Origin of the sequence: Aureimonas ureilytica, assembly GCF_001475935.1 — a bacterium.
In the GTDB taxonomy this organism is placed as follows: Bacteria; Pseudomonadota; Alphaproteobacteria; order Rhizobiales; family Rhizobiaceae; genus Aureimonas; species Aureimonas ureilytica_A.
On sequence record NZ_LDQA01000022.1, the window covers coordinates 20,452 to 46,417 of the forward strand.

At 66.8% G+C, this 25,966-nt stretch carries 23 protein-coding genes and 2 tRNA genes; 10 read left to right on the plus strand and 15 right to left on the minus strand.

Annotated features, from left to right (window positions below):
• Nucleotides 1-73 precede the first annotated feature (73 nt).
• The 6 genes from NS365_RS09795 to NS365_RS09820 all read right to left on the minus strand — a co-directional run bounded on the left by NS365_RS09795 (nt 74) and on the right by NS365_RS09820 (nt 5,578).
• On the minus strand, nt 74-589 hold the full coding sequence (locus NS365_RS09795) for a hypothetical protein (protein ID WP_058600106.1): 516 nt from the start codon (nt 587-589) through the stop codon (nt 74-76).
• A gap of 132 nt (nt 590-721) precedes the next feature.
• A complete protein-coding gene (gene mbfA, locus NS365_RS09800; RefSeq protein ID WP_058600107.1) occupies nt 722-1,699 on the minus strand; it encodes an iron exporter MbfA in 978 nt (325 codons plus the stop codon).
• A gap of 66 nt (nt 1,700-1,765) precedes the next feature.
• Entirely contained in the window at nt 1,766-2,797 is a 1,032-nt protein-coding gene (locus NS365_RS09805) for a hemin-degrading factor (protein WP_058600108.1), read from the minus strand.
• Nucleotides 2,785-3,591: a heme ABC transporter ATP-binding protein gene (locus NS365_RS09810; RefSeq protein WP_058600109.1), complete on the minus strand. Its 807-nt coding sequence runs from the start codon at nt 3,589-3,591 to the stop codon at nt 2,785-2,787. Before NS365_RS09810 ends, NS365_RS09805 begins: the two co-directional genes overlap by 13 nt.
• A gap of 6 nt (nt 3,592-3,597) precedes the next feature.
• Nucleotides 3,598-4,689, minus strand: coding sequence for a FecCD family ABC transporter permease (locus NS365_RS09815; protein WP_058600110.1), 1,092 nt, complete (start codon nt 4,687-4,689; stop codon nt 3,598-3,600).
• Nucleotides 4,679-5,578: a heme/hemin ABC transporter substrate-binding protein gene (locus NS365_RS09820; RefSeq protein ID WP_058600111.1), complete on the minus strand. Its 900-nt coding sequence runs from the start codon at nt 5,576-5,578 to the stop codon at nt 4,679-4,681. Before NS365_RS09820 ends, NS365_RS09815 begins: the two co-directional genes overlap by 11 nt.
• Before the next feature lie 289 nt (nt 5,579-5,867).
• Here NS365_RS09820 and NS365_RS09825 point away from each other — a divergent pair, with 289 nt between their 5' ends.
• From NS365_RS09825 to NS365_RS09850, 6 genes are all read left to right on the plus strand, one after another.
• Nucleotides 5,868-8,063, plus strand: a complete 2,196-nt coding sequence (locus NS365_RS09825) for a TonB-dependent hemoglobin/transferrin/lactoferrin family receptor (RefSeq protein WP_058600112.1) — start codon at nt 5,868-5,870, stop codon at nt 8,061-8,063.
• Nucleotides 8,064-8,454: 391 nt separating this feature from the next.
• Nucleotides 8,455-9,777, plus strand: coding sequence for an NAD(P)H-dependent oxidoreductase (locus tag NS365_RS09830; protein ID WP_058600113.1), 1,323 nt, complete (start codon nt 8,455-8,457; stop codon nt 9,775-9,777).
• A gap of 39 nt (nt 9,778-9,816) precedes the next feature.
• Nucleotides 9,817-10,851, plus strand: coding sequence for a thiamine pyrophosphate-dependent dehydrogenase E1 component subunit alpha (locus NS365_RS09835; protein ID WP_058600114.1), 1,035 nt, complete (start codon nt 9,817-9,819; stop codon nt 10,849-10,851).
• Nucleotides 10,852-10,891: 40 nt separating this feature from the next.
• The gene (locus tag NS365_RS09840) at nt 10,892-11,893 is read left to right on the plus strand and encodes an alpha-ketoacid dehydrogenase subunit beta (protein WP_153003723.1); all 1,002 of its coding nucleotides are present in this window, start codon (nt 10,892-10,894) and stop codon (nt 11,891-11,893) included.
• Nucleotides 11,894-11,897: 4 nt separating this feature from the next.
• Complete coding sequence (locus NS365_RS09845; protein WP_058600116.1) at nt 11,898-13,253, plus strand: acetoin dehydrogenase dihydrolipoyllysine-residue acetyltransferase subunit; 1,356 nt, start codon at nt 11,898-11,900, stop codon at nt 13,251-13,253.
• Between the two features lie 126 nt (nt 13,254-13,379).
• The gene (locus tag NS365_RS09850) at nt 13,380-14,039 is read left to right on the plus strand and encodes an HAD family hydrolase (protein WP_058600117.1); all 660 of its coding nucleotides are present in this window, start codon (nt 13,380-13,382) and stop codon (nt 14,037-14,039) included.
• A gap of 76 nt (nt 14,040-14,115) precedes the next feature.
• Here NS365_RS09850 and NS365_RS09855 read toward each other — a convergent pair whose 3' ends face one another.
• The 7 genes from NS365_RS09855 to NS365_RS09885 form a co-directional block, all read right to left on the minus strand.
• Complete coding sequence (locus tag NS365_RS09855; protein ID WP_058600118.1) at nt 14,116-14,487, minus strand: hypothetical protein; 372 nt, start codon at nt 14,485-14,487, stop codon at nt 14,116-14,118.
• 109 nt (nt 14,488-14,596) lie between these two features.
• A complete protein-coding gene (ptsP, locus tag NS365_RS09860; protein ID WP_343286838.1) occupies nt 14,597-16,534 on the minus strand; it encodes a phosphoenolpyruvate--protein phosphotransferase in 1,938 nt (645 codons plus the stop codon).
• Nucleotides 16,535-16,697: 163 nt separating this feature from the next.
• Nucleotides 16,698-17,078, minus strand: a complete 381-nt coding sequence (locus NS365_RS09865; RefSeq protein ID WP_058600119.1) for a PTS glucitol/sorbitol transporter subunit IIA — start codon at nt 17,076-17,078, stop codon at nt 16,698-16,700.
• Between the two features lie 97 nt (nt 17,079-17,175).
• Nucleotides 17,176-18,219: a PTS glucitol/sorbitol transporter subunit IIB gene (srlE, locus tag NS365_RS09870; protein ID WP_058600120.1), complete on the minus strand. Its 1,044-nt coding sequence runs from the start codon at nt 18,217-18,219 to the stop codon at nt 17,176-17,178.
• Between the two features lie 25 nt (nt 18,220-18,244).
• Nucleotides 18,245-19,018, minus strand: a complete 774-nt coding sequence (gene srlA / locus NS365_RS09875; RefSeq protein WP_058600280.1) for a PTS glucitol/sorbitol transporter subunit IIC — start codon at nt 19,016-19,018, stop codon at nt 18,245-18,247.
• Between the two features lie 190 nt (nt 19,019-19,208).
• On the minus strand, nt 19,209-19,646 hold the full coding sequence (locus tag NS365_RS09880) for a transcriptional regulator GutM (protein WP_058600121.1): 438 nt from the start codon (nt 19,644-19,646) through the stop codon (nt 19,209-19,211).
• 89 nt (nt 19,647-19,735) lie between these two features.
• On the minus strand, nt 19,736-20,701 hold the full coding sequence (locus NS365_RS09885) for a sugar-binding transcriptional regulator (RefSeq protein WP_244498413.1): 966 nt from the start codon (nt 20,699-20,701) through the stop codon (nt 19,736-19,738).
• Between the two features lie 166 nt (nt 20,702-20,867).
• Between NS365_RS09885 and NS365_RS09890 the strand changes: the two genes are divergently transcribed.
• Entirely contained in the window at nt 20,868-21,572 is a 705-nt protein-coding gene (locus tag NS365_RS09890; protein ID WP_058600123.1) for a hypothetical protein, read from the plus strand.
• A gap of 40 nt (nt 21,573-21,612) precedes the next feature.
• On the plus strand, nt 21,613-22,272 hold the full coding sequence (locus tag NS365_RS09895) for a hypothetical protein (RefSeq protein WP_058600124.1): 660 nt from the start codon (nt 21,613-21,615) through the stop codon (nt 22,270-22,272).
• 21 nt (nt 22,273-22,293) lie between these two features.
• On the opposite strand, the gene NS365_RS09900 is transcribed toward NS365_RS09895, so the two are convergent.
• Nucleotides 22,294-23,160, minus strand: a complete 867-nt coding sequence (locus NS365_RS09900) for an urea carboxylase-associated family protein (protein ID WP_058600281.1) — start codon at nt 23,158-23,160, stop codon at nt 22,294-22,296.
• Between the two features lie 340 nt (nt 23,161-23,500).
• Here NS365_RS09900 and NS365_RS09905 point away from each other — a divergent pair, with 340 nt between their 5' ends.
• On the plus strand, nt 23,501-25,195 hold the full coding sequence (locus tag NS365_RS09905) for a dihydroxyacetone kinase family protein (protein ID WP_058600125.1): 1,695 nt from the start codon (nt 23,501-23,503) through the stop codon (nt 25,193-25,195).
• 177 nt (nt 25,196-25,372) lie between these two features.
• Here the strand turns inward: NS365_RS09905 and NS365_RS09910 are convergent.
• Nucleotides 25,373-25,447: transfer RNA gene (locus NS365_RS09910), tRNA-Thr, on the minus strand.
• A 165-nt stretch (nt 25,448-25,612) separates the two neighbouring features.
• On the opposite strand from NS365_RS09910, the gene NS365_RS09915 reads away from it, so the two are divergent.
• A tRNA-Phe gene (locus NS365_RS09915) sits at nt 25,613-25,688 on the plus strand.
• The last annotated feature ends 278 nt before the right edge of the window (nt 25,689-25,966 follow it).

Genomic DNA, 25,966 nt, shown 5'->3' on the forward strand with positions numbered 1-25,966 from the left:
ATTCTATGGCTTGGAACGCAGTCGCTGAGCGCGAAAACGGATGGCTTTCGTAGATGGGGGAGCCTGCGCGGCCCTACCGCCCGGCCGCCGGCCCGTAGAGCCCGAGTGCGTCCGTTTGGAAGGGGCCTGCGCCGCTCTTCCCCTTGGGCGGCTCGACGCCCAGAAACTCGGCGAGCGCCTTTTCCAAGGCGCGATCGGCTTCGCCCTCCGGTTCCTCCATCGCGCCGATCAGCGTGTCGAGCGTCATGCCGAGCTTATTGAGGTCGAGCGTCTGTTCGATCGCCTGAAGCGCCGCAGCGCCGCCCTCCTGCTGCCCGGTCGCCTCGATCGCGCCGCGCACGGCGCGGGCATAGGAACCGAGCGAGGCGTAATCCTCGACCTTCAGGCCAAGCGCCTCACCCAGCCGCTCGAACAGCTTGAGTTTGACCTGCGTGACGCCGGGTTTCTCCGTGCCGGTGAGGGGACCCGAATCAACCATCTTTCGCGCGGCCGCGATCGGGCTGTCGTCGGGGGCGATGCGGTTTCGTGGATCGGGCGTCATGGCAGGCCGAAGCAATTGGACGGCCGTGTTCTGCAGGGCACTGAGCATGAGCGGTTTCATCCCTCGAAGCAGAGCCGGCGCGTCCTGCGCGGTCCTGCCGGTTCGATCGCTCCGGCCTCATGCCTCGCGCGTGAATCATCCTTTTCTCTCTTATAGCGTGTGGTGGTTAAGCCTTCCGTGTCAGCCACCGCCGATCAGGATGCCGGCCGCCAGAACCAGCGCGCCGCCGATGATGACCTGTGTCGTCGCGCGCAGGATCGGCGTTTCCATGAAGCGGTTCTGAATCCAGACGATGGCCCAAAGCTCTATGAAGACGACCACGAAGGCGACGATCGTCGCCGTCCAGAACTCCGAGATGAGATAGGGCAGGGCATGGCCGAGCCCGCCCAGCGTCGTCATCAGCCCGGTGGCAAGGCCCCGCTTGATGGGCGAGCCACGGCCCGACAGCTTGCCATCGTCATGCGCCGCCTCGGTGAAGCCCATCGAAATGCCCGCGCCGATCGCGGCCGCGAGGCCGACCGTCAGCGTCGTCGCCGGATCGCGCGTGGCGAAGGCCGTGGCGAAGATCGGGGCGAGGGTGGAGACCGAGCCGTCCATCAGCCCGGCCAGCCCCGGCTGGATCAGCGTCAGGATCAATTGCCTCCGCGAGGCCGTCGCTTCGTCGGCGCGCGCGCCTTCGCTGAGATGCGCCTGCTCGAGTTCGCCTGCCCGCGTCTGGTGGCCGCGCTCGGCGGCCGCGAGATCGCCCAGGAGACGGCGTGTGCCGGCGTCGCTCGTGCGCGCGGCGGCCGCCTCGTAGAAGCGGGCGGCGGCGTCCTCCATCCGCTCGGCCTCGGCGCGGATTTGCTCCAGCCCGAGATTTTCCACCAGCCAGACCGGGCGGCGCGAGACGTAGTCCGCCACATGCTCGCGCCGGATCAGCGGAATGGTCGGGCCGAACCGCCGTTCGTGCTCGGCGATCAGGGTGCGGCGATGGCCGTCCTCCTCGCGCTCCATCTCGCGGAACACGGCGGCGGAAGCCGGATAGTCCGCCTCCAGGCGCTCGGCATAGGTGGCATAGATGCGGCCGTCATCCTCCTCCGCCGAAATGGCGAGTGCGAGGATTTCACGCTCGCTGAGGTCGGAAAAGGCGCGGCGGCCGAACGGCAGGAAACGCATGGAGGCTCTCCAAGACTCTAGTTTAGAATCATTCTAAAATAGAGAATGGGTGATGCCAACAGGCTCTCAAGCGCTGAAGCCAGCCCCAAGCCGCGTCACCAGCGCGCGCCAGCGCGGGTCTTCCGGTCCTTCTTCGCTGCGCACGCCGAAGAACTGCGCGATGAGCTCGGCCCGGGCGTCGTAGAGTTCGACCGAGGTCAGCTCGCCATGCCGCGTCGGCTTGCGCACGGCGAAGGCTTCCGCCACCAGATCTTCGCGCAGATGAAGGTTGAAGCCGGGATCGACCACGTTGATCCAAGGCCCCATGGCGCGGATGGTTTGGACCGGACCGGAATGAATCTGGATGCAGCCGCGAGTTCCCACGAAACACATGATCGGCAGCTCTGTGGCGCTGGCGTCCTCCAGAAGCCGGGTCGCGGCCAGCGCGCCGATCTTTTGCACGTGATCCTGGCCGAGAAGGCGGAGCGCCGCGCGCCGGTCGAGCCCATGGCGGCGCAGGAGCGGGAAGAACTCGTGGACGTCCCGCATCTGCGAGAACTCGGCGCGGAAGACCGCCGGATCGCCCGCCTGTGTGGCCGATGTCGCCGGGTAGGGCGCGATGTCCAGCGGCTCGGCCTTGGGCGCGGCGAAGCGTGTGCGCAGGGCTTCGAAGGCGTCGAGGCTGGAGGTGGCCCGCAGATGCACCTTGATCACCGCATCGCCCGCCGCGTCGAAAATCTGCACCGAGCGGCGCGGGCCGGCTTCATGCGGGGTCTCCACCGCGAAGGCGGCGCGCCAATGGCGGGGGAAGAGGCGCAGGTCGATCGGCGGATTGAGCACGAGGCCGGTTTCTTGTCCGAAGCGGATTTGGCCGAACGTGCCGACCTTCTCGTGGACGGCTGCGTCGTTGCGCGTCAGCACCATGATTTCGCCGAGCGCCGGGAGGGCCTCCACCAACGCCTTCGGGTCGAGGCGCAGGCGCACGACCTCCGGCCCGCGATGGGCCACGAGGAGCTCCGCCTCCGACAGACCGAGTTCCGCGGCGAGGTCGCGGCTGCGCTTGCCCGTGGCGTAGAAGGGGGTGGCAACGGTCGTGGTTGGATCGCTTAGCGTGTCCATGGGGCATTCCTGATCTGCGCCGCCGTCTGCGGCAGGACGAAGGGTTGGGGCGGGAAGGGCGTTGCGCCGACCGGCAGTCGAACGCCGAAGACCTCTTCCACCAGCCGGTCGGTCAGCACCTCGGCGGGCGGCCCGTCGGCGGCGACGCGCCCGCCTGCCATGGCGACGAGGCGATCGGCGAAGCCGGCGGCAAGGTTGAGATCATGCAGCACGGCGACCACGGCACCGCCGCCTTCCGCGAAGTCGCGCGCGATCTGGAGCACGCCGAGCTGGTGTCGGATGTCCAGGCTGGAGACCGGCTCGTCCAGAAACAGAAGCCGGGCATGGCCCTCCGCGACGGGCGCGCCGATCTGGCAGAGGACGCGGGCGAGATGCACCCGCTGCTGCTCGCCGCCGGACAATTCCTCGTAGAGCCGGCCGGCGAAGCCTGCGAGATCGACTCGGGCCAGCGCGATCTGGATCGCGGCGGGCTCGCGTGCCCGTCCGCCCGCCTCCAGCCCGAAGCGGACGACCTCCGTGACGGTGAAGGGAAAGGCGAGGCTGGAGCTTTGCGGCAGGACGGCGCGTCGGCGCGCCAGACGCTCGGGCGTCCAGCGGGAAAAAGGCTGACCGTCCAGCCTGACATCGCCGCCTGACGGCTCGACCTCACCCGTCATCAGCTTGAGGAGGCTGGATTTTCCCGCGCCGTTCGGCCCGATCACGATCGTGACCATGCCGGGTTCGATCGCAAGGTCGAGCGGATGAACCACCGTGCGGCCGTGATAGGCGAGGCTGGCGGAGGATAGAGTGAGCATCGGCGATCAGAGTCCCGCGAGGCCGCGACGGCGCAGCAGAATCCAGAGAAAGACGGGCGCGCCGAGCGCGGCAGTGAGAATGCCGATGGGCAGTTCGGCGGGCGCGACCAACGTGCGGGCCGCCATGTCGGCGAGAAGCAGAAGTATGGCCCCGCCGAGCGCAGCATTGGGCAGGAGATGGCGGTGGTCCGGCCCGAACCAGAGGCGCAGGAGATGTGGCACCACGATGCCGACGAAGCCGATCGTGCCCGACACCGCGACGGCCGCGCCGGTGGCGAGTGCCACGAGGAGGATCGTCAGGCGCTTCAACCGCTGCACGCGAATGCCGAGATGATAGGCTTCCGCCTCGCCGAGCACGATGCCGTTGAGCCCGCGCGCCAGAAAGGGCGACAGGAGAAGCGCCGCGCCCATCATCGGCAGGCCGGCCCAAAGCTTGGTCCAGGTCGCGCCCGACAGACCGCCGAGGCTCCAGAAGGTGAGGTCGCGCAACTGGTTGTCGTCGCTGAGATAGACGAGAAAACCCGTGCCCGCCGCCGCGAAGGCGCCGAGCGCGATGCCCGCGAGCAGGATGAGCGCGACCGAGGAGCGGCCCGCCCGCGTGCCGATCCGGTAGATCAGGAGCGTCGCGGCCAGACCGCCGGCGAAGGCGGCGACGGGCAGGGCATAGAGGCCGAGCGCGGCGGCGAGGGGCGCAAGCGCGCCGCCTGAAAGAACGATCGTGGCGACCGCCGCGAAGGCCGCGCCTGATGATACGCCGATCAGGCCGGGATCGGCCAGCGGGTTGCGGAACAGGCCCTGCATCATCGCGCCGACGAGCCCGAGCGACGCGCCGACCAGCGCCCCCAGGAGAACGCGCGGCAGGCGGATTTGCCAGACGATGACGGTGTCGGCGAGCGACGCGACCTGGCCCTTGGGGCCGGCCAGCAGGATCGCGCCGACGCGGCCGGGCGAGAGCGGCGAGGGGCCGGTGCCGAGCGCGGCCACTAGCGTTGCGAGAAGCAGCAGCGACAGCGCGAGCGTCGCCATGCGCGCGCTGTCGCTGCGGTCCCCCGCAGAGGAGCGGGCGTAAGCCACGAGAGGCAAGGCCTCAACGGACATGGGCCGCCTCCTCGGGCGCTGGCGCGGCGGCGCGCAGGCCCGCCTCGGGATAGAGGCGCGCGGCGAGATCGCGCAGCGCCGCCGGCAGACGCGGGCCGAAGCCGAGCAGGTAAGCGGCGTCCATGCGAACCACGCTTCCCGTCTGGCCGGCGGGCGTGGCGGCGAGCGCTGGAATCGACAAAGGGTCCTGCCCGCCCGGGCCGGCGCGATCGACCATCAGGATCACGTCCGGCTGGAGCGCGGCGGCGGCTTCCGGCGAGACCATCTTGTAGCCCTCTGCCTCGGCGAAGACGTTTTCGCCGCCGGCCAGACGGATCACCGCATCCGCCCCCGTGCCGCGCCCCGCCGCGTTGGCGCGCCCGTCGGCGATCGACAGGATGAAGAGAACGCGGCGCTTCTGCTGAATGCCTTTCAGGTCCTCCGCCAGGGCCTGCAACTCGCGCTCGGTGCGCTGCGCCAGGGCCTCGCCCTCGGCCTCGCGCCCGACCGCGCCGGCCACGATGCGGATCTTGTCCAGAAGCTCGGGAACGGTCTGCCCGCTCGGCACATGGCGAACCGGCACGCCGGCAGCGTCGATCAGCGCCACCGCCTCTTTCGGCCCCGCGCCATTGTCCATGAGAATGAGGTCCGGCGACAGCGACAGGACGCCCTCGGCCGACAGCGCGCGGAGATAGCCGACATTGGGTTTCTCCTGGAGCGCGGCGGGCGGGTAGAGGCTGGTCGTATCCACCGCCGCGACGCGCCCCGCTTCGCCCAGAGCATAGAGAATTTCCGTCACCGCACCGCCGATCGAGACGACGCGCGTCGGCAGCGGATCGGCGCGAGCAGCGGTCGAAAGCGCGGGCAAGGAAAGGAGGGTCAAGGCGAGGGCGAGGGTGGACGCGCGCATGGCAGGCCGTTCCGCAGCTGGAATGATCGTGCCTGCTTAATATCCGCGCGTGCGATGCGTCAAGTAAATCATCCTATAAAGTCAATTTAGAATGGTTCTTTGAATGATTCTATATATTACGTTGGCGGTTTTGAAGCGTTCTGATGTAGTAAAATCGAGTCGTATTTGTTTGACTCTTCGTTTTTACGGGAGATAGACAACACTGCACGCGATGGCGTTGAGCGCCTCGGCCTCGATCGAGGCGTGCGCGATCTTTTTGTTGCTTTCACCTCGGAAAGGATCAGGGCAGATGGCCGTGACCAGTCGAACTCTCTTGATCGGTGTGGCCGCCTGCGCCCTGTTCGCCCCTCAAGCCGCGCAAGCTCAGACGGCGGTGTCGGCCACTGACGCGGTTCAGCTTCAGACCGTGACGGTCGAATCCGGTGAGGCCGGGGCGTCGGACGGGGTGGCTGGAACGCAGACCACCAGCACCACGACGCGCGCGGCGATCGACAATCAGTTGATCGACACGATTCAGGATCTCGGCCGCACGCAGGAAGCGGGCATTTCTTTCAATCGCGCCACCAACAGCATCAATATTCGCGGCCTCGAAGGGCCGCGCGTCCTCACCACGATCGACGGCATTCGCGTGCCCTATCTCAGCGACGTGACGCGCGGGGCGAACGGTGGGGCGGACAGTTTCGACTTCAACGCCCTCTCGGCCCTGGACGTGACGCGCGGGGCGGACCCGCTTCTGGGCTCGGGCGCGCTCGGCGGCGTTCTGGCGCTGCGCACGCTCGAGCCCGAAGACCTCCTGCTCGGCGGGCGTCGCATCGGCACCCTGTCGAAATCCGGTTATGATTCGGCCGACCGAAGCGGGTTCACCAGCCATGCCCTGGCGATCCGCGCGGGCGACACGACGGCGCTGGTTCAGGGCACCTATCGCAGCGGCCACGAAACGGAGACGATGGGCGAGGCCGACAGTCTCGGCGCCTCCCGCACGAAGGCGAATCCGGCCGATGACGAGGCTTATAGCCTCTTGGCCAAGGTCTATCAGAATGTGGAGGGTGGGCACCGTTTCGGGTTTACGGGCGAAATCTACCATCGCGACGCGACGGTCGACGGGCGCACCAGCCAAAGCGCGACCGGCAATTACCGCGCCGGCAACTATCACACAGGTGAGGAGGTCGGGCGGCGCAAGGCGGCGCTGACCTATGATTTCGACACGCCGGACGGCGAGGGCTGGATCGATACGGCGCGGGCGGTTCTGTATTATCAGGACGTCTCGCGCGACACGACCGTCGATGCCTTGCGCTCGACCTCGGTGATCGGGCCGTTCACGCGCGACAATTCGATCGAGGAAGCAGCGGTCGGCATCAACGGCTTCGCCTCCAAGACACTGGACGCGGGCTCGGTCCGGCACCGCCTGACCTTCGGCACCGAGCTTCGCAGCGCCGACACGACGCAATATTCCGCCGGCCGGGACGCCTGCTCGCTGCGCCGCGCGCGCGATCGCTTCGCCTGCGGGATGCTCCATACCAACCAGGCCGACGCGCCCGATGTCACCAGCCGCCTCGTCGGCCTCTACGGCGAGGACGAGGTCTCGCTTCTCGCGGGCCGGCTGCGCGTGACACCGGGCCTGCGCTTCGACTGGTACGACAACGAACCGGAATCCACGCCCGAATATCGCGCCAGCGCCGCCTATGACGGCAAGCTGCCGCCTGAGAACAGCGACCACGCCTTTTCGCCCAAGCTTGGGCTCGAATACGATCTGGTGCCCGCTCTCACCGCCTATGCGCAATATACGAGGGGCTTCCGCGCGCCGACGGTGGGCGAGCTGTATTCGCGCTATGGCGCGGTCGGCTCCTATCTGCGCCGGGGCAATGCCGATCTCGAGGCCGAAACGAGTGACGGGTTCGATGTCGGCCTGCGCGCCGGGGACGAGGCGTTGGGCGCGCGGATCAACCTCTTCACCACGCGCTACCAGAACTTCATCGACACAGTGCAGCTGACCAGGCCGGGCGGGGAATATCCGCTGGGCGGCGTGTCGAGTTACACCAACGTTCCCGACGCCCGGATTTCGGGCGTCGAACTGGGCACTCATGCCCGCTTCCTCGACCATTGGACGGCGCGCGCCTCGCTCGCCTATGCCGAAGGGCGCAACCTGACGGACGATACCTATCTCGACTCCGTGCCGCCGCTGACCGCGATCCTCGGCTTGGGCTACGCGCAAACGCATTGGGGTGGCGAGGTGACGACCAAGCTCGCCGCGCGGCGGGATAAGGTGGACGACGGCTTTAAGGCGCCGGGCTATGGCGTGGTGGATGTCACCGCCTGGGTCGAGCCGGAGCCGCTGCCGGGCCTGAAGATCGCCGCCGGTGTCTTCAACCTTTTCGACAAGACCTATTATGACGCGGTGAACGTGCCCGAGGCGCGCTCGCAGCCGAACCTCTTCTATTCCGAGCCCGGCCGCTCCTTCCGCGTCAACGCGACCTATCGGTTTTGACGCCGTGGCCGCCGACCAGTGCGTGCAGGGCCGGCGGCTTCCCGAACTTTTGGCGGCGCGCGCGTCTGCTCTTCTGAGGCTTCGGTCCTCCAAAGCTCTGACCGTCCAACCGTTTTATCAGCCCGAAGCGGCCTGCATGCTCGGTCTGATGGTTCTTGCGAAACCCTGAGACGCTGATCTCTCTGTCTCAGGCCCGCTGCCACGACATGTGGGCCTCAAGGGCTGGGTGTTCCGCTCCGCGATGCGCTCGTCATCGACCCTGAAACCTGCGTCGCTGACGAGCGCATGATGGTGGGCCCTCTGGGCACGTGAAGGATTCTCACTTCTCGATCTTTGAACTCTTGTGCTTTTGAATATACAAAAGTATCAAAGATCGCAGGGAGGATATTCGATGACCATTCTTCAGGTGGGCCTTGCGGCCGAGCTTCAGGCCTATGCGGACAAGAACGGGCCGGTGACGGTGGGGCTCGCGGGCTCGGGCCAGATGGGCACGGACATGGTGGTGCAGCTCACCCTCATGCCAGGTGTCCGGCTGGGGGCTCTGTCCGAGCTGAACATCGCGGGCGCGGAGGCCGCGTTGCGCATGGCGGGCACCGAATTCGCCCACGCCGGCGGCGTCAACGACATCGACCGCGCCATCGAGGGCGGCAAGGTCGCGTTGACGCAGGATTACAAGGCGCTCTGCGCCTCGGGCCATATCGACGTCGTGATCGACGCCACGGGCAATCCCAATGTCGGGACGCTGATCGCGCTGGAAGCCTTCCGAAACGGCAAGCATGTGGTCATGCTGAATGTCGAGGCCGACATCACGATCGGCCGTTTCCTGCGCGAGGAAGCCGCCAAGGCCGGCGTCGTCTACACGGGCGCGGCGGGCGACGAGCCGGCGGCGACGATCGAGATCGTCGGCTTTGCCCAATCGCTCGGCTTCGACATCGTGTGCGCGGGCAAGGGCAAGAACAACCCGCTGAAGTTCGACGCGACGCCCGATGCCTATGAGGAGGAAGCGGCGCGGCGCAACATGAATGCGCGCATGCTGGTGGAGTTTGTGGACGGCTCCAAGACCATGATCGAGATGGTGGCGGTGGCCAACGCGACCGGGCTCGTGCCCGATGTTCCGGGGATGCACGGCCCGGCCGCGACGCGCGACGAGCTCGCCTCGGTTCTCTGCACGAAGGAGGACGGCGGCGTTCTCTCAGGGACCGGCAAGGTCGATTATTCGATCGGCAAGGGCGTCGCGCCCGGCGTCTTCTGTATCGTGAAGCCCAGGCACGAGCGCGTGCTGGAGCGCATGAGCGATCTGAAGATGGGCCCCGGCCCCAACTACACGATCTTCCGCCCCTACCACCTGACCTCGCTGGAAGTGCCGCTCTCGGCGGTGCGCGCGGTGGTGAAGAAGGCGCCCGACATGCAGCCCGCCGAGCGCCCGGTGGCCGAATGCGTGACGCTCGCCAAGCGCGATCTGAACCCCGGCGATACGCTCGGCCAGATCGGCGAATACGACTATCGCGGCTTCGCCATGACCTGGGAAGGCGCGCGGGACGAGGGCGCTCTGCCGCTGGGTCTGGCCGAGCGCGCCCGCGTCATCAAGCCGATCAAGGCCGGCGAAAAGCTGACCTACGCCAATTGCCAGCCGGACGACAGTCTCGTCATCACCCAGATCCGCCAGCGCCTCGATCAGGCCGACAGCCGGTTCGCGGCCAGCGCGGCGGCCTGAGGAGAGGGGAGGGAGGAACCCATGTCCGCATTGCCCCAGATGGCCCCGTCCGCCGAAGAGGTAGCCGACACTCCGGCTGCGCGCGAGGGCGACAACAAGCCCTTCGCCTTCCGTCACTTCCCGCCCGAAGTGCTGAAGGACGCGCTGCGCCAGATGCATCTGATCCGCCGCTTCGAGGAAGGGGCGGAGGAAAGCTATATGCGCGGCCTCATCCACGGCACGATGCATCTCTCCATCGGGCAGGAAGCGTCCGCCGTCGGCACCTGCCTCGCGCTGACCGATACGGACCAGATCACCTCCACCCATCGCGGCCACGGCCATTGCATTGCCAAGGGTGCCGAGGTCGGGCGCATGTTCGCCGAGTTCTTCGGCAAGGAAACGGGCTATTGCCGGGGGCGCGGCGGCTCGATGCACATTGCCGACGTGACCAAGGGCAATCTCGGGGCCAACGGCATCGTGGGCGGTGGCTTGCCGATCGCGGTGGGTGCCGCGCTCTCCATGAAGATGCAGAAGCGGCGCGACGTCGTCGTGTCCTTCTTCGGCGACGGGGCCAACAACGAGGGCGCTTTCCACGAGGCGCTCAACATGGCCTCGATCTGGAAGCTGCCGGTCGTTTTCGTGTGCGAGAACAACAAATACGGCATGTCGGTCTCGACCGAGCGCTCCACGGCGGTCAAGAACATCGCCGATCGCGCCGTGGCCTATTCCATGCCGGGCGTCACGGTGGACGGCAACTCGCTGTCGGATGTCGCCGAAGCCTCGCACAGGGCCATCGAGCGCGCGCGGGCCGGCGAGGGGCCGACCCTCATCGAGTGCAAGACCTACCGCCATCGCGGCCATTCCAAGAGCGATCGCAACCGCTATCGCACCAAGGAAGAAATCGACGACTGGATCTCCAAGGACCCGATCGGCCGGTTCGAGGCCGAGATGCTGGACTATGGCGTCGTGGATGCGGCCGAGATCGAGGCGATCCGGGCGGGCGTCGAGCGCGAGATCGCGGACGGCATCGAATTTGCCAAGAACTCGCCGTCGCCCGATGCGAAGGACGCGACGGCCTTCGTCTACACGGCATAACGGCCTTTCGAGCCGAAGGATTCTTGAGATGAGCGAGACCATCGACGCGGCTGTCGGCCGCGAGCTGTCCTATGCCCAGGCGATCCAGGAAGCCATCGCCATCGCCATGGAGGAAGACCCGCGCGTCTTCATCATGGGCGAGGATATCGGCGTCTATGGCGGGGCCTTCCAGGTGACGGGCGATCTCGTCCACCGCTTCGGCGCGGACAGGGTGATCGACACGCCGATCGCCGAACTCGGCGGCGCGGGCGTCGCCGTCGGCGCGGCGCTGACCGGCATGAAGCCGATCTACGAGTTCCAGTTCTCCGACTTCGCGACGCTCGCCATGGAGCAGATCGTCAACCAGGCGGCCAAGCTCCGCTTCATGCTGGGCGGCAACGTCTCCGTGCCGCTCGTCATGCGCTTTCCAGCAGGCTCGGGAACGGGCGCGGCCGCGCAGCACAGCCAGAGCTTGGAGGCCTGGCTCGGCCATGTGCCTGGGCTGAAGGTTCTCCAGCCCGCGACCCCGCACGATGCCAAGGGCATGTTGCTCGCGGCGATCGACGATCCCGATCCGGTGATGATCTTCGAGCACAAGATCCTCTACAAGATGAAGGGCGAGGTGCCCGAGGGGCGCTACACCGTGCCGATCGGCAAGGCGCTGGTGCGCCGCGCGGGGCGGGACGTGACCATCGTCGCCTCTGCGATCATGGTGCATAAGGCCTTGAGCGCCGCCGAGGAACTGGAAAAGCAAGGGATCGACGTCGAGGTCGTGGACCTGCGCACCATCCGCCCGATGGATCGCGAGACCATCATCGCGAGCGTCATGAAGACCGGCCGTCTCGTCTGCGTCTATGAGGGCGTGAAGACCTTGGGCGTCGGGGCCGAAATCTCGGCGATGATCGCGGAATCGGAAGCCTTCGACTATCTCGACGCGCCGATCATCCGGTTGGGCGGCGCGGAATCGCCGATCCCCTACAATCCCGAACTGGAAAAGGCCGTTGTGCCGCAGGTGCCCGACATCGTTCAGGCCGTGCGCGCGCTGGCCCGGCGGGAGCGCTGACGCGATGCCGACCGAAGTGATTCTCCCCAAGGTCGACATGGACATGGCGACCGGCCAGATTTCGCGCTGGTTCTACAAGGACGGCGATACGATCAAGAAGGGCGAGCCGCTGTTCGAGATCGAGACCGACAAGGCGGCCATGGAAGTGGACGCGCCGGCCTCCGGCACGCTGCGCAATGTCACGGGCGCGCAAGGCGTCGACATCGCGGTCGGCTCGCCCGTCGCCTGGATCTATGCCGAGGGCGAAGCGGTGAATGCGCCCGCGCCGACGGCCGATGCCGGCAAGCCGACCACGGTCGGTCCGGACCCGGATGGGGCCAAGCCTTGCTGCGCCAAGGAGGCGGGCGAGCGCCGGGGCGTTCGCGCGACGCCGCTCGCGCGGCGCATCGCGCGCCAATATGGCATCGACCTCTCCAGCGTCACCGGCCATGGCCCGATGGGGCGCATCGGCCGCGAGGATGTGGAAGCGGCACAGCAGGCAGCGGCCCGCGCCCGGCCGGCGGAGGCTCCGGTTCGCACCGAGCCACCCGCGCCGGCACCCGGTCTTGCCCGCCAGCCAGCGCCCCAGCCGGCACCGGCCAAACCGCGTCTCGTTGTCAATGGCGAGACGCCGCTTCACGTCGTGACGCTGCGCGAAGGGGAGGGCACACCACTCGTCCTCCTTCACGGTTTCGGCTCGGAAAGCGCCAGCTGGCGTCCGCTTCTGGCGGAGTTCACCGGCCCCAATCCGGTGCTTGGGCTTGATCTGGCCGGTCATGGCGGTTCGGTCGGGCGAGTGGCGGACGGGTTCGACGCGCTGGTGTCCGGCGTGGAGGAGACGCTTCGGGCGTTGGGCCTCGCCTCCTGTCATCTCGTCGGCCATTCGCTCGGCGGCGCGGTGGCGAGTGCCGTCGCGGCCGGGTTGGCGATCGACGTGCGCTCGCTCCTGTTGCTCGCGCCCGCCGGCTTCGGGCCTGATATCGACACCGCGTTTGCGGAAGGCTTTGCCCGCGCGCGGGAGGAAGCGCCGATCCGCTCATGGCTGCGCCATCTCGTTAGCGATCCCGCCGCCATTTCGGACGGGTTCGTGCGCGCCACCGCGCGGGGCCGGGCCGATGGCGTCCAGTCGGAGGCGCAGACGCAGCTGGTCAGCCGGCTCTTCTCCAACGGGGCGCAGCATTTCGACGTGCGCGGCCTGCTCACCGATCTCGCCATGCCGGTAAAGATCGTGGCGGGCGCGGAGGATCGGGTCGTGCCGATCAGGCATTTCACCGGCCTGCCGGGGCGCGTCGCCTTGCACGTGTTCCCGCGCACCGGCCATATGCCGCAAATCGAACAGCGGGCCGACGTGGCGCGGCTCCTGCGCGAACTCACGCGCTGAACAACTGGAACACATCCCGGCCAGGCGGAGACGCCTGTCATCAGGGACACTACGCTAGTTCAACACCCTGACGCCGTGCCGATGGACCTGCGTTCGTCGGCACGGCTCCTGCGTTTGGGGAGGCCCATGGCCGAGTTCGATCTCATCATTTTCGATTGCGACGGCGTGCTCGTCGATAGCGAAGTCCTCGCGCGACGGGCCATGCAGTCGGTCTTCCGACAGGCCGGGATCGATGTCATGGCCGAGATGGTCAGCAACTTCGTGGGCATGAAATTCCACGACATCCTCGATGGTATCGAGGCGCGCACCGGCCAGCGCATTTCGCAGGATTACCACCCCCGCTTCTGGCAGGAGACGAAGGCGCTCTTCACGGAGCACCTGCGGCCCGTGCCGGGCGTGGTGGAATTTCTGGACACCTCCTCGCTCCCGCGCTGCGTCGCCTCCTCGTCCGATCACGAGCGCATCCGGCACAGCCTCTCGGTCACGGGCCTTGCCTCCTATTTCGCGGCGGATGCGATCTTCTCTTCGCATGACGTGTCGCGCGGCAAGCCCGAGCCCGATCTCGTGCTTCACGCGGCCGCCCGGATGGGCGTCGATCCCGCGCGCTGCCTCGTGATCGAAGACTCGCGCTTCGGCATCATGGGCGCGAAGGCGGCGGGCATGACGGCCTATGGATTTCTCGGCGGCGCACATCTTCTCGCCAATTCCGGCGAGGCGCTGCACGAAGCCGCGGCCGATTTCGTCGCTCGGACTTATGAGGAGATCGCGGCTGAGATGGCGCGCTGACGATTGCAAAGCCGAATTCGTGAGCGACGGATGCCGCTTACGAATCCCGTTGCGGTGGATATCCGTTGCCAAGTTTTCAGTCGCGCTGACAAGGCCCGATACTTTGGGCGCCGTACCCAGTCACATAGGCTTCTGGGTCCAGGAGAAGCTCAACACCGTCGTCACGAAAAACATCGCCGGTTAAACCACCTCGCTGGAAGGCTGTCGACGCATCGCGATCCGGAAAATGTATGACCGCACGCTTCCCGTTGTCTGAGAAGCCGACTGAAAGCGTCGGATAACGCAGCGCCCTATCGAGGTAGCAGGTGAAGGTCTGTTCGCCTTCCAAACGGAAGGAGGGTTCGTTGTCGAACCAACCCACTCTTACGATGACGAAAGCGATCCCTGCCACCGCAACGCCTGCCGAAACCAAGACCGCAATGCGGATCAGGCGCTGAACCCTTGCCAATTCCTACATCCCGTCCCGATCGGTTCAACCGGATGTATTTAACACCGTCAGGTCGAGGAGCGAACAATGACCTGTCCGCCCCGAAAGGATCTTTGGCCGTCCCAGTCCCTCAAATCTCCGTCACGCATTTCTTGGCGCGAGGGATGGAAGTCGGGCTCATGGAGAGTTCGCTCACGCCATTCTCCACGAAGAAGGGGATGAGGTCGGGGCGGGCTGCCGCTTCGCCACAGACGCCGATCCAGATGCCGGCTTCGCGCGCAGCCTGCGCCGCATGGCGGATGGCGGCGAGGACAGCCGGATGCTCCGTGCGGTTCAGCTTGGCGACACGTGGATTGAGGCGGTCGGCCGCCATGACATATTGCGTCAGATCGTTCGTGCCGACCGAGAAGAAGTCCACCTCGCGCGCGATCTCGGCCGCGAGGAACACGGCCGCCGGGGTCTCGATCATCACGCCCAGTTCGAACGCGCCATGCGCGATGCCTGCCGCATCCAGTTCGGTGCGGCATTCGTCCAAGAGCGCGCGCACGGCATGGACTTCGCCGACATCGGCGATCATCGGCAGCAGGATCTTGACGTTGCCGACCGGCGAGGCGCGAAGCAGCGCGCGAAGCTGGGGCTTGAAGACATCGGGCCGCTCCAGGCACATGCGCACGCCGCGCCAGCCGAGGAACGGATTGTCCTCGTGCTCGAAATCGATGCCGGCCACCGGCTTGTCGCCGCCGATATCGAGCGTGCGGATCACGACCGGATAGGGCGCGAAGGCTTCCGCGAGCTTGGTGTAGGTCTCAGCCTGCTCGTCCTCGCCCGGCAGGGAGCGCCGTTCCATGAAGAGGAATTCGGTGCGGAACAGGCCGACGCCCATGGCGCCCGCCTTGAGCGCCCCCTCGATCTCGGCGAGCGAGCCGAGATTGGCGGCGATTTCAATGCGCCTGTTGTCACGCGTCCTGGGCTCCACGGTGCGATAGGCGTCGAGCTTGCGGCGCTCCTCCGCCTCGCGCGCGATGGCGCTTTGGAAGCGCACCGTCGCCTCGCCGTCCGGATCGATGGCGACCTCGCCGCTCGACCCGTCGAGGCCGATCGTGCGCGCGGCCTTCAGCACCGCTTCCTCCGTGGGAAAGCCGAGCACGGCCGGGATACCATGGGCGCGCGCCATGATGGCGACATGGCTCGTCGCCGCGCCCTTGCGGCAGAGGATGCCGCCGATGTTCAAGAGCGTCGCCTTGGCGAGGTCCAGCGCGGCGATCTCGTCCGCCACGATGATCGAGCCCTTCGGCATTTCGGCGAGCGTCGTATCCTTGCGCCCCAGAAGCGTCAGCGCGAGGCTGCGGGTGACGCTGCGAATATCCTCGGCGCGGGCGCGCAGATAAGGATCGCTCAGCGCTTCGAAGTTTGCTGCGATCTCGCGGCCGGCCTCGACCACGGCGCTGGGCGCGTCGCGCCCGTCGCGGATCGCGGCCTCGACGGCTGCAATGAACTCGCCATCCTCTGCGACTTCCACCAGAGCGTCGATGATGGCGGCATCGTCGCGCTTCAGGCCCGGCCGGCTCTTGGCTTCGCGGAAGGACTGGACGGTTTCGGCAAGCGCCGCGCTGTAGCGCGCGCGCTCGGCCTCCCGCTCATGGCCGGGCACGGTGCGGGGCTGGATGTCGAGTGCGGCGGGGAAGAAGGCGAAGGCCGGGCCGATCGCCGTGCCCTCGCTGGCGCCGATGCCGCGCGATGCGCCGGTGGCGAGCGGCTGCGCCGGCGTGGCATGCGTCTCGGCCGGTTTGGCCGACAGCGCAACGTCGCCCGCATCCGGCGTCTGAAGAAAGGTGGAGAGAGCCGAAAGGGCGTCGGCGGCGTCGTCGCCATCGGCGCGCAGCGTCGCCTCGTCGTTCTCCTTGACGCCCAGCAGCATCAGCTTCACCGCGCTCTTGGCGCTGGCGCCTCGCCCGTTGCAGCGGATTTCGATGTCGCTGGCGAAGCTCTTGGCGAGCTTGACGAATTGCGTGGCCGGGCGGGCATGAAGCCCCTCGTGCACGCGCACGACGACGGATCGCTCGATCATGGCACTCATAGTTCCACAGAGGACAAGGAAATCGAAACCGGCGAAGGACCGGGGAGGGGGCTCCGGCCGCTGGCTCGGGGGACGAGCGGAGCCGATGCCGCGCATCGGTCGCGATGCTCAGTGGCGAGCGGCTCCGAAGGGTCTGCCCTCGAGGGCTCGGCGGTCAGCCGCCGATCGTGATCTCGGCGCCGGGCTGGAGCGCGCCGGCGAGCGTCGCGGCATCGACTTCGCTGGCGGTGATTTCGCCGGGGCGCTCGGGCGTTTCCGCGCCGTTGAAGTTGATGACGACATGGCCGATGTCGCGCACCTTGGCCCATGCGAGCGGCCCGATGCCGGTGAGCCTGGCCTCGACGGAGCCGACCCGGATCGTCGCGCCCGGCGCGGGGGGCTCGTCGCTCGGGCCTTCCACCACACGGTGCGTCACCGAGACTTCGGCCAGCTCCGGCGGCGCGCCGTCGGCAAAGAGAATGAGAACGCCGCCTTCCAGAAGGTCGGCCACATCGGGGCCGATGGCGGTGACGGCGGTGCGGAATTGTAGGCTCATGACACTCTCCGGGAAAGGGCAGCGGTGATGAGTGCCGCGCCCGGCAGGGGCGGGCCGGCGCGCCGGCCCGCTTCGATATCAAAGGAACACGTCGCGATCAGAGGAAGAAGCTCGCGACCCAGGCGATGAGCACCGAGACGGGACCCATGATCTGGCGGCTGAGAAGAACGGCCGGCACGCCGATCTCGATCGTCTTGGGCTTGGCTTCGCCGAGCGCGAGGCCCACCGGCACGAAGTCGCAGCCGACCTGCGTGTTGTAGGCAAAGAGCGCCGGCAGGGCCATGGCGGGGGCGATCGTGCCATTGGCGATCTGCGGGCCGATAATGGCGACGCCGATCACCTGCGCGATGACGGCGCCGGGGCCGAGGATCGGCGAGAGGAACGGCAGGCCGCAAATGGCCGACAGGACGATCAGACCAAAGATATTGTTGGCGAGCGGTCCCATCGGAGCGGCCAGAAGATCGCCGATGCCGGTGTAGAGGATGATGCCGATCAGCATGGTCACGAAGGCCATGAAGGGCAGCACGTTGCGGATCACCATGTCGATGGTGCGCCGTCCCGCATTGAAGAAGATGCCGACGGCCCGGCCCATGACGCGGCCGACCGAGGTGATCGCGCCGATCAGGCCGCCCTTGTTGGTGGCCGGCATGGAATTTCCGAGCGCGGCGGTGGCTTCCGCCGCCGAGGAGAAGCTGCGCGGCGCGGCGGTGGGCTGGCCCATGCCGGCGGGCGAGGCCGAAGCCTGGCCGCTCGCAGCGCTCGTGCCATCCGCCGGGGCCATATCCTCGGGCGTCACGCCCGAAACGTAGATGTCCTCGGTGATGAATTGGGCGAGCGGGCCGCTCTGGCCGACCGGCATGATGTTGACGGTCGGGATTCGTTTGCGGGCATAGACGCCGCAGCGCGCCGTGCCGCCGCAATCGATCACCACAGCCGCGATCTCGCTTTCGAGCGGCGGGGTGCGGAACCCGTCCACGACGGTCGCGCCGGTGAGCTCTGCGAGGCGCTGGGCGACGGCGGGGATGCCGCCGCCGGTGACGGCGACGATCTTGTCGCGCTCCGGCGTCGGCTGGATCACCAGAGGCCCGCCCCAGCCGCCCTTGCCGGCGGACACGCGAATGGCTCGAAATGTCTTGGTCATGGGTCTGTCCTTCCGGTCCCGAGCCTTAAAGCGTCACGCCTTCGCGCTGCGCGAGAAACCGCGTGACGCGCTCGGTGACGATGCCCTTGAGAAGGATCACGACGATGCCGACCATGAAGTAGAAGATGGCGAGATTGATGTGGTAGCCGGCCGGGATGACGCCCCGGTTTTCCAGCTCCAGAAGCGCGACCAGAACGCCGCCCCAGACGAAATACTCGCCGGCATTGGCATGGGGGAAGAGGCCCAGGATCGGATGGCAGAAGGACACGGCCGAATCGTAGAAGGCCGGCTTGTGCTTCTCTTCCAGGAAGGTGCCGAACGTATAGGCCATGGGGTTGGTCAGGAAGAACATGGCGAGCACCGGCAGAACGGTGTAGCGCGTCAGAGCGTAGCGACCGGCCTTCTGAGCCAGACCATGCACACGCTCTTCGCCGATCATGCCGGTCAGCGCGTAGAAGGCCGTCATCAGGACGACGAGGGTCGGGATGATGCCGGTGACGAAGCCGAGGAAGACCTCGCCGCCCTTCTGGAACATGCCGATGAAATGGCGGCCGATCGTGGCGAGCCAGCCGAGCTGCTCTTCCTGGTTGCCGGGCGAGAGCTGCTGAACGCGCTTGGCATATTCGGAAGCCGAGATCGAGCCGCCGCTGCTGGCAGGGGCGGTCGCCTGCGCGGTTCCGGCGGCGCCCGGATCGGCGGCCTGGGCCAGGAGCTGAGCGCCGTGATGGGCGCTGTCGGCCAGCGCGCCGTGATGGCCGGCGAGATCCGTGGCGGGCGCGACGATCGCGGGGTCGCTCAAGGCATGGGCATAGGCGGCGCCATGGCTGGCGAGATCCGCCACGCCTTGCGCCATCATCATGGTCAGCATCATAAGGCCCCTCCCGGCCATTTTGAGGAAAACCCCCTTCGGGGTTTCTCGTCAGTCTGGAAATCCTTTGTCAGGCGCGCCGCGCCACTCCCGCGCGGCGGCCTTGCTCATCGCTCGTCGCTCAAGCGAGGGACGGCGAGAATGTTGCGAGATTATTGGCCTCGGATGGCGTCGTGCCACGCCGAACGGTCTCGATCTGATCGAGAGCCGTCAGAAGCGCCCGCTCCAGCGGATGTTTGGGCTGGGCCTCGGCGCCGGCGCGGGCCTGCGCCAAGGACAGGCCCTCGAAACGCGCCACCGGCTGGAAATGCGCGAAGATGGTACGTCCTTCGAGGGCGACGACGCGCCGGAGCGTGCCGTCCGGCGCCGCGACGGCCATGACGATCGCGCCGCGCCTGAAGCCGCCGCCGCTCTTGCCCGCGCCCATCCAGCCATCGGAATATTCCGAGGACAAATGCCGGAACGCATCGCGATAGCGACGGATCTGGACGAACGTGCCCCAGCATTGCAGCATCCACGCCAGCGCCAGAAGCGCCAGGATCACCTGCCAACTCCACATGGAAACCTCCCGACGATGCTCTCCCGTGCATCGTTGCCTAACAATGAACATTTGACTTCTTCTGTGTCAAGATGTTCTGACAGGTCGTGTCAGCTGGCGGGCACTTCGAGAAGGCGCAGGGCGCTGGTTTCGTCCGTGATGAGGACGGTCGGCCGGACAAGGGCGAGGGAGGCGCGCAGAATGTCGATCTTATCCGGCCCGCCGGAGGCCATGATGCGCTTGGGCGTTCGGCTGATCGCCTCGACCTCGGCCGACATGATGCGCGCGTTGATCGGATGATCCACCAGTTTTCCATCCGCATCGAGAAAGTGGAACAGGAGATCGCCGACCGCCCCGGCCCGTTTCAAGGACAGACGGTCGGCCTCCGCGATATAGCCGGTGCGATAGGTGGTGGCGTTGGCTGTGATGCCGCCGACGCTGAGCACCACCATGTCGAGATGGCCGGCCATGTCGAGAACCGAGCTGAGGCCGCAGCGCTCGATCAGCGCCGTCTTGGTCTCGACGCTGTCGACGATGGCGGGCGCGGTCAGAAGAAAGGCGTCGCCGTTGAAGATCTGCGCGAAGCGCCAGGCAAATTCGGCCGGGTTGAAGCGATGGGCCTGGCTGATGCCGCCGAGCAGCGAGACGACGCGCATATCCTCCAGCGCCCGCGCCTCGATGAAGGGGAGCGATTCGAACAGGGTTCGGCCCCAGCCAAGGCCGACCGTCATCCCATTGGCGACCGTTTCCGACAGGTAATGGCCAATGGCCGCGCTGATGACGGGCGCGGGGTCTTCGCCCGAGCCCGGCGCGGGCACGACGATGGCCGTGTCCAGTCCGAAGCGTTTTTCCAGCGCGCGCTCGGTCTGCGTGAGTTCGGCCAGCGGCCCGGCAACGGAAATGCGCACCTCCGAGCGGTTGCGAGCTTCGGCCAGAAGCCGGACAACGCTGACGCGGCCGACGCCGAGCGCCGTCGCGATATCGTTCTGCGTCATCTGCTCGACGTAATACATCCAGGCCGCCCGAACCCGCATCCGGTCGGCCCGCGATCCAACGAGAGATCCCTGATCGGACATGTCTGTGGTTCCTTGCGTTCTCATCGGGCGCTTGGGGTCGAAGGCGCGTTACGCCCCCGCGCGGACGGGGGCTTGTTCCGGCTTTGTGATGGCGCCGGTCCGGAGAAAATTCCTCATCTTCCGATCGGCCCTGTGCTAATGTTCACTCGCAAATGGGAGAGCGTCCATGTTGCCATATCCTGATAGTCTGGCTCTGCCTTTCAAGGAAGGGATCCGCGACCTCCGGTCTTCGATCCGACGCGAGGCGAAGGCCGGCGCGGTGTCGAGCCGGTTCTTCGGAACGCCCGAGCCGACGCGCCAACTGGCGCGGCTGGCCGATGGCGTCTTCACGCGGGCCGAGCGCTTCGCCGGCATGGTGCTGGCGCGCGACGGCGCCGATCTCGGCGCGCGGCTGGACCGGCTGGGCGCGGGTCTGGCGCAGGGGCAGGTGGCCGAGCGCACGCGGGACGTCTATGCCGTCTGTCAGGCCATTCTCGATCTGGACGGGCCGAGCGGGGCCTTCGTATCCGAACTCAAGCTCGCGAGCCGCAATCTCGACCGTCCGCTCACAGCCCCGTCCGATGCGGCTCTTTCCGCTGTGCGCATCGCCGCGCGCATGGCCTCGCTCGACATCGTGCGCCCCTGCCTGTCCGTGGTGCTCACCCAGGAGGAGCGCGACGAGAGCACCCATCTCAACGCTCGCATAGCGTTGATCGCCTGGCTCGCCGTCCTGGTGCGCCTCGACAATCCGCGCGAGGATGCGCGGGTGATCCTCGCCAGCGCGCGCTGGGCGATGGAGGCGGAAGAGGGAGAGTGGCTGGCGCTCCTCAAGGCGCGCAAGCTGGACGAACTGGCCGCGCTCTGGCGCCAGACCGTGCCCTATCTTCCCTGATAGGCCCAAGACAGAATCAGAGAATGAGGGGAGCGATCCGTTGAGCGACAGCGCGCTGAAGCTAAGCTTCGACTTTCCCGCGGAGGGCGATGGCCGCTCGCAGTTGCGCCGCTCGATCCGGCGTCTGGCGGCCTTCTCGCGGCTGACCCATGTCGGGCTCGACCAGTTCAACGCCCGTTATGGCACCGATCTTCAGATATCTTCGCGCAAGCTCACGCGCGCCTTTCTGGAATGGGTGCGCAAGTTCGACGCCGAGCGTGAGCTGGCCTCGCGCGATCGGCGTGATTTCAGCCATTTCGCGGCCGGGCTTTTGATGAGCAGCCTGATCCGCAACCGCCCGGTCGAGCCGGTTCCCTCGACCCGTGCGCCTGCGCCCTCGAACCAGCCCGTCAGCTCGGAGCAGTCCCTGATCGCCTTCTGGCCGGAAGGCGTCTTCTATTTCGAATTCTGCATCACCGTGCTCGACAAGGTTCTGGCGGAACAGTCGCTGGAGGGCATCCATCTCTCGCCACAGGCGGTGGAACTGCGAAGCTGGCAGTCCTTCCGCGAGAATGTGCAGGACGATCCGAACCTCGCCATTCCCTTTCTCGACCAGTTCCTCGGCGGTGATCCGGTCTGGGACTTCCCGACGGCGGCGCGTTTCCGCACCGCCCTCCAGCCGCATTTTCTCAAAGCCGATCGGCGTCTGGCCGAGGGCTGAGCCCGCCGGCCTCGCTCCGTCTCAGACCGCCGTGCCGTGCGTCCGGTCGTAGCGATTGACGGCGGACGGCGCCCATCCCTCCGGCAGGCGGTTCGGCTTGTAGACCTCCACCATCAGCGGATAGCAGGCCGCCGCGTCCGAGGAATGAACCGTCGAACAGTCGCCGCCGGGACACGCCGACAGGCAACCCAGAAGATCGATCTCGGCGAAGAATTCCAGATAATCCCCCGGCCGCACCGGGCTCGCCTTCATGAAATACTGCCCGGTATCGCGTGTGAAGCCGGTGCACATGAAGACGTTGAGCACGTCATGCACATGGCGCTCGGCCTCATGAAGCGGCAGGCCCGTTTCCTGTGCCAGCGCGCGGGTGAGGTTGGAATGGCAGCAATGGTGGTAGGTGCCGCCATCGCTGAGGAGCGAATGCGTATAGGGATCGCAGCGCGTTCCGATCACGTCATGGACCGCGCCGCCGAAGGCATCGAACCCGTACCAATCGAGCGTATCATGCGTGATCGTCGCCATGGGGCGGAGCGTGGGAAAGCTGGAGAAGAGCTGATCGCTAAGGCCGACATGCGTGCCAACCAGCGCGCGCGTCTTGCCGCTATAGAAGCGCTCCGTCAGATCGTTCGCATGGAACAGATTGAGATCGCCGACCTGCGGCCCGTCCACGGAGAGAATGCGGAAGAAATGCCCGGCCGGCGCATGGAAGCAGGCCGCGTCGCGCGCCGGCACCGTGACCCGCTCCACCAAACTCCAATCCTCGCGCACAGCGCGATAGGCCGCGAGATCGGGCCTTGGCAGGGTCTCGACGGGATAGCAGACAACGGGCGCAACGGCCTTGCGAGCCTCGGCATCCACGGGAGCGGTCGTCAGGGGCTGGGGCTTCACATGCACACTCCGGTTGGAACCAAGCTCGTGCCTTCGATAGCGCGAAGGCGCGAGCCTTGTCATCGTCGGGGGAGGGCGGCTTGTGGAGCGTGGCGACACGATCCTGTGTCGATGCCGTTGAGTGCTGTCTCCAGCCGCCTCCAGTTTCCCTTTGGAAGCAGGGATGGCCGGTTCGCCGCCTTAAGCCAGTGAGACTCGAGGTCAGGAAAGGCATGGCGGCGAGTGTCGCGGGTAGGCTGCGTGGCTCAGCCCGCTTGTCGCTGGTCTGGCGAGAATGGCTTGCCGAGAGCGCATCGGCCGGTCAGTCTCCGCGCCTGTGAGGCACGGCCGGGGGAGAAGCATGAAGAAGCTCATCAACGATCCGAAGACGCTGGTCGCCGAGATGCTGGAAGGGGCGGTGCGGCAGGCACCGGGGCAGGTGCTTCTGGCTGGCGAAAGCGTCGTTCTGCGCCGGGACGCGACACCCCCGAATATCGGGCGCGTCGCCGTCCTGTCGGGCGGCGGCAGCGGCCATGAGCCCGCTCACGCCGGCTATGTCGGGGAGGGGATGCTGACGGCGGCGGTCGCGGGCGATGTCTTCACCTCGCCCTCCTCGGACGCGGTTCTGGCGGGCTTGCGCGCGGTCACGGGCGAGGCGGGAGCGCTGCTCATCGTCAAGAACTATACCGGAGACCGGCTCAATTTCGGCCTGGCAGCGGAAATCCTGAGAGGCGAGGGCAAGCCGGTCGAGATCGTCGTGGTGGCCGATGATGTGGCGCTGCGCGACACTGTGCCCAAGACGCGCCGGCGCGGCATTGCCGGCACCGTGCTGGTTCACAAGATCGCGGGCGCGGCGGCCGAGCGGGGCGGTGACTTGGCCGAGGTCGCAAGGCTTGCCAGCGCGGCCGCCGCCGATCTCGGCTCCATGGGCCTCGCGCTGGAGCCCTGCATCGTGCCGGCCGCCGGCAAGGCGGGCTTTGCCTTGGGCGAAAGCGAGATCGAACTCGGCCTCGGCATTCATGGCGAACCGGGCGTGCGCCGGGCGTCGATGCAGCCGGCCGCCGCGCTGGTTGAGATTCTTCTGTCGGCCATCGCGGACGATCTCGCGCTGAAGCGGGGCGAGCGCTGCGTCCTTCTCGTCAACGGCCTCGGCGGCACGCCCCCGATGGAGCTCGACGTGGTGGCGCGCGAAGCGCTGGCGCAGGCCGAAGCGCGTGGGCTCGTCGTCGAGCGCGCCTGGACGGGGACGCTCCTCTCGGCGCTCGACATGCGGGGCTGTTCGCTGTCTCTCCTGCGCGTGGACGATGCGCGACTGGCCCTGCTGGACGCGCCCACCGGCGCGCCGGCTTGGCCGGGTGGCGGACATCTCAATCGCGACATGCATCTGGCAGCAGCCGAAACTCCGGCCAGGGAAGAGCAGAATGCGCCCGTTCCAGCTGAGATGGAGGCGATGCGGCGCGTCAGCCTTGCGGTCATGTCGGCCATGGAGGCGGCGGAAGCGGAACTGACCGATCTCGACGCGCGCGCCGGGGATGGCGATCTCGGCGCCAGTCTCGCGCGCGGCGCCGAGGCGGTTCGTGCGCTACCCAGCGGCGCATGGGCCGATCCTCCTACCGCGCTGCGATCCATGGCCGATGCGCTTCGGCGCGCGATCGGCGGCAGTTCGGGGCCGTTCTACGCTACGGGCCTGATGCGGGCCGCCCGTGAACTCGCAATCGGCACGTCGGACGCCCGAGCAGTCGCCGCGGCCATGAAGGCGGCCTGCGATGCGATCGCGGAGCTCGGAGGAGCGCAGGAGGGCGACCGGACCATGCTGGACGCGTTGTGTCCGGCCGAACGAGCGCTCAGCGACTCCGTGGCGGCGGGCGAGTCGCTGCCGACGGCCTTTGCCAGAGCCGAGGAAGCCGCCCGCAATGGAGCGGCAGCGAGCGCTCAGATGTCACCGCGCCTTGGCCGCGCAAGCTATCTCGGCGAGCGCGCCCTCGGCATTCCCGACGCCGGAGCCGTCGCCGTCTCCATTTGGCTACGCGCGATCGCGGAGGCCTTACGAAGCTAAGGCGGTTCGTTTCATGCAAAGGAAAAGGGATGGCGCTTGGGCGTCCTCCCGAGTCAGTGTCGCAACTCCGACGAAGAGCCGAGCAGTATAGTGACGCGCTCCAGTACCAAAAGACGGCACCGCAAAATGTAGCTTGTCGTTCGATCAGAGTAAAAGTCTTTTTGGTGGGGAAGTATCTGGTGCTGCGAGAGAGGATTGAACTCTCGACCTCTCCATTACCAATGGAGTGCTCTACCACTGAGCTACCGCAGCGCTTCGATGGCGGCTATTTGCCATAGGGAGCCGAGGAAGGCAAGCAGGATTCTGCTGTCTTTTTTCATCGTGCCGACATGAGAAAAGGCTAGACAGGCTTTTTCGAGCCTTCTATAAGGCACTCACCAACGCAGAGATGCACTTCGAAAGAAGAAGCGCTGCGAAGCCCAAGTAGCTCAGTTGGTAGAGCATGCGACTGAAAATCGCAGTGTCGGTGGTTCGATTCCGCCCTTGGGCACCATTTTTCATCATCAGAACTAAACAAGAAAATCCTCTTCTGATCAGGCGTTTCTCTGCGCAGATAATGCTGTTCGCGTCGACATATAGAGATGCGCCGTTGCGCTGTTCAGAACCCGCGCAAAGACAGCGACCGTCCATTGATTTTTCGAATGGATTGGGACGTTGGTTCGAGCATTTCCACAGACCATGCCTCGACTGACCCCGAGCCTCTCCTTCGGACAACCCTTGGTGGAGGACGGATGCGAAGTCCGACGACCCGGAAATCTGGCCCGCGAACTA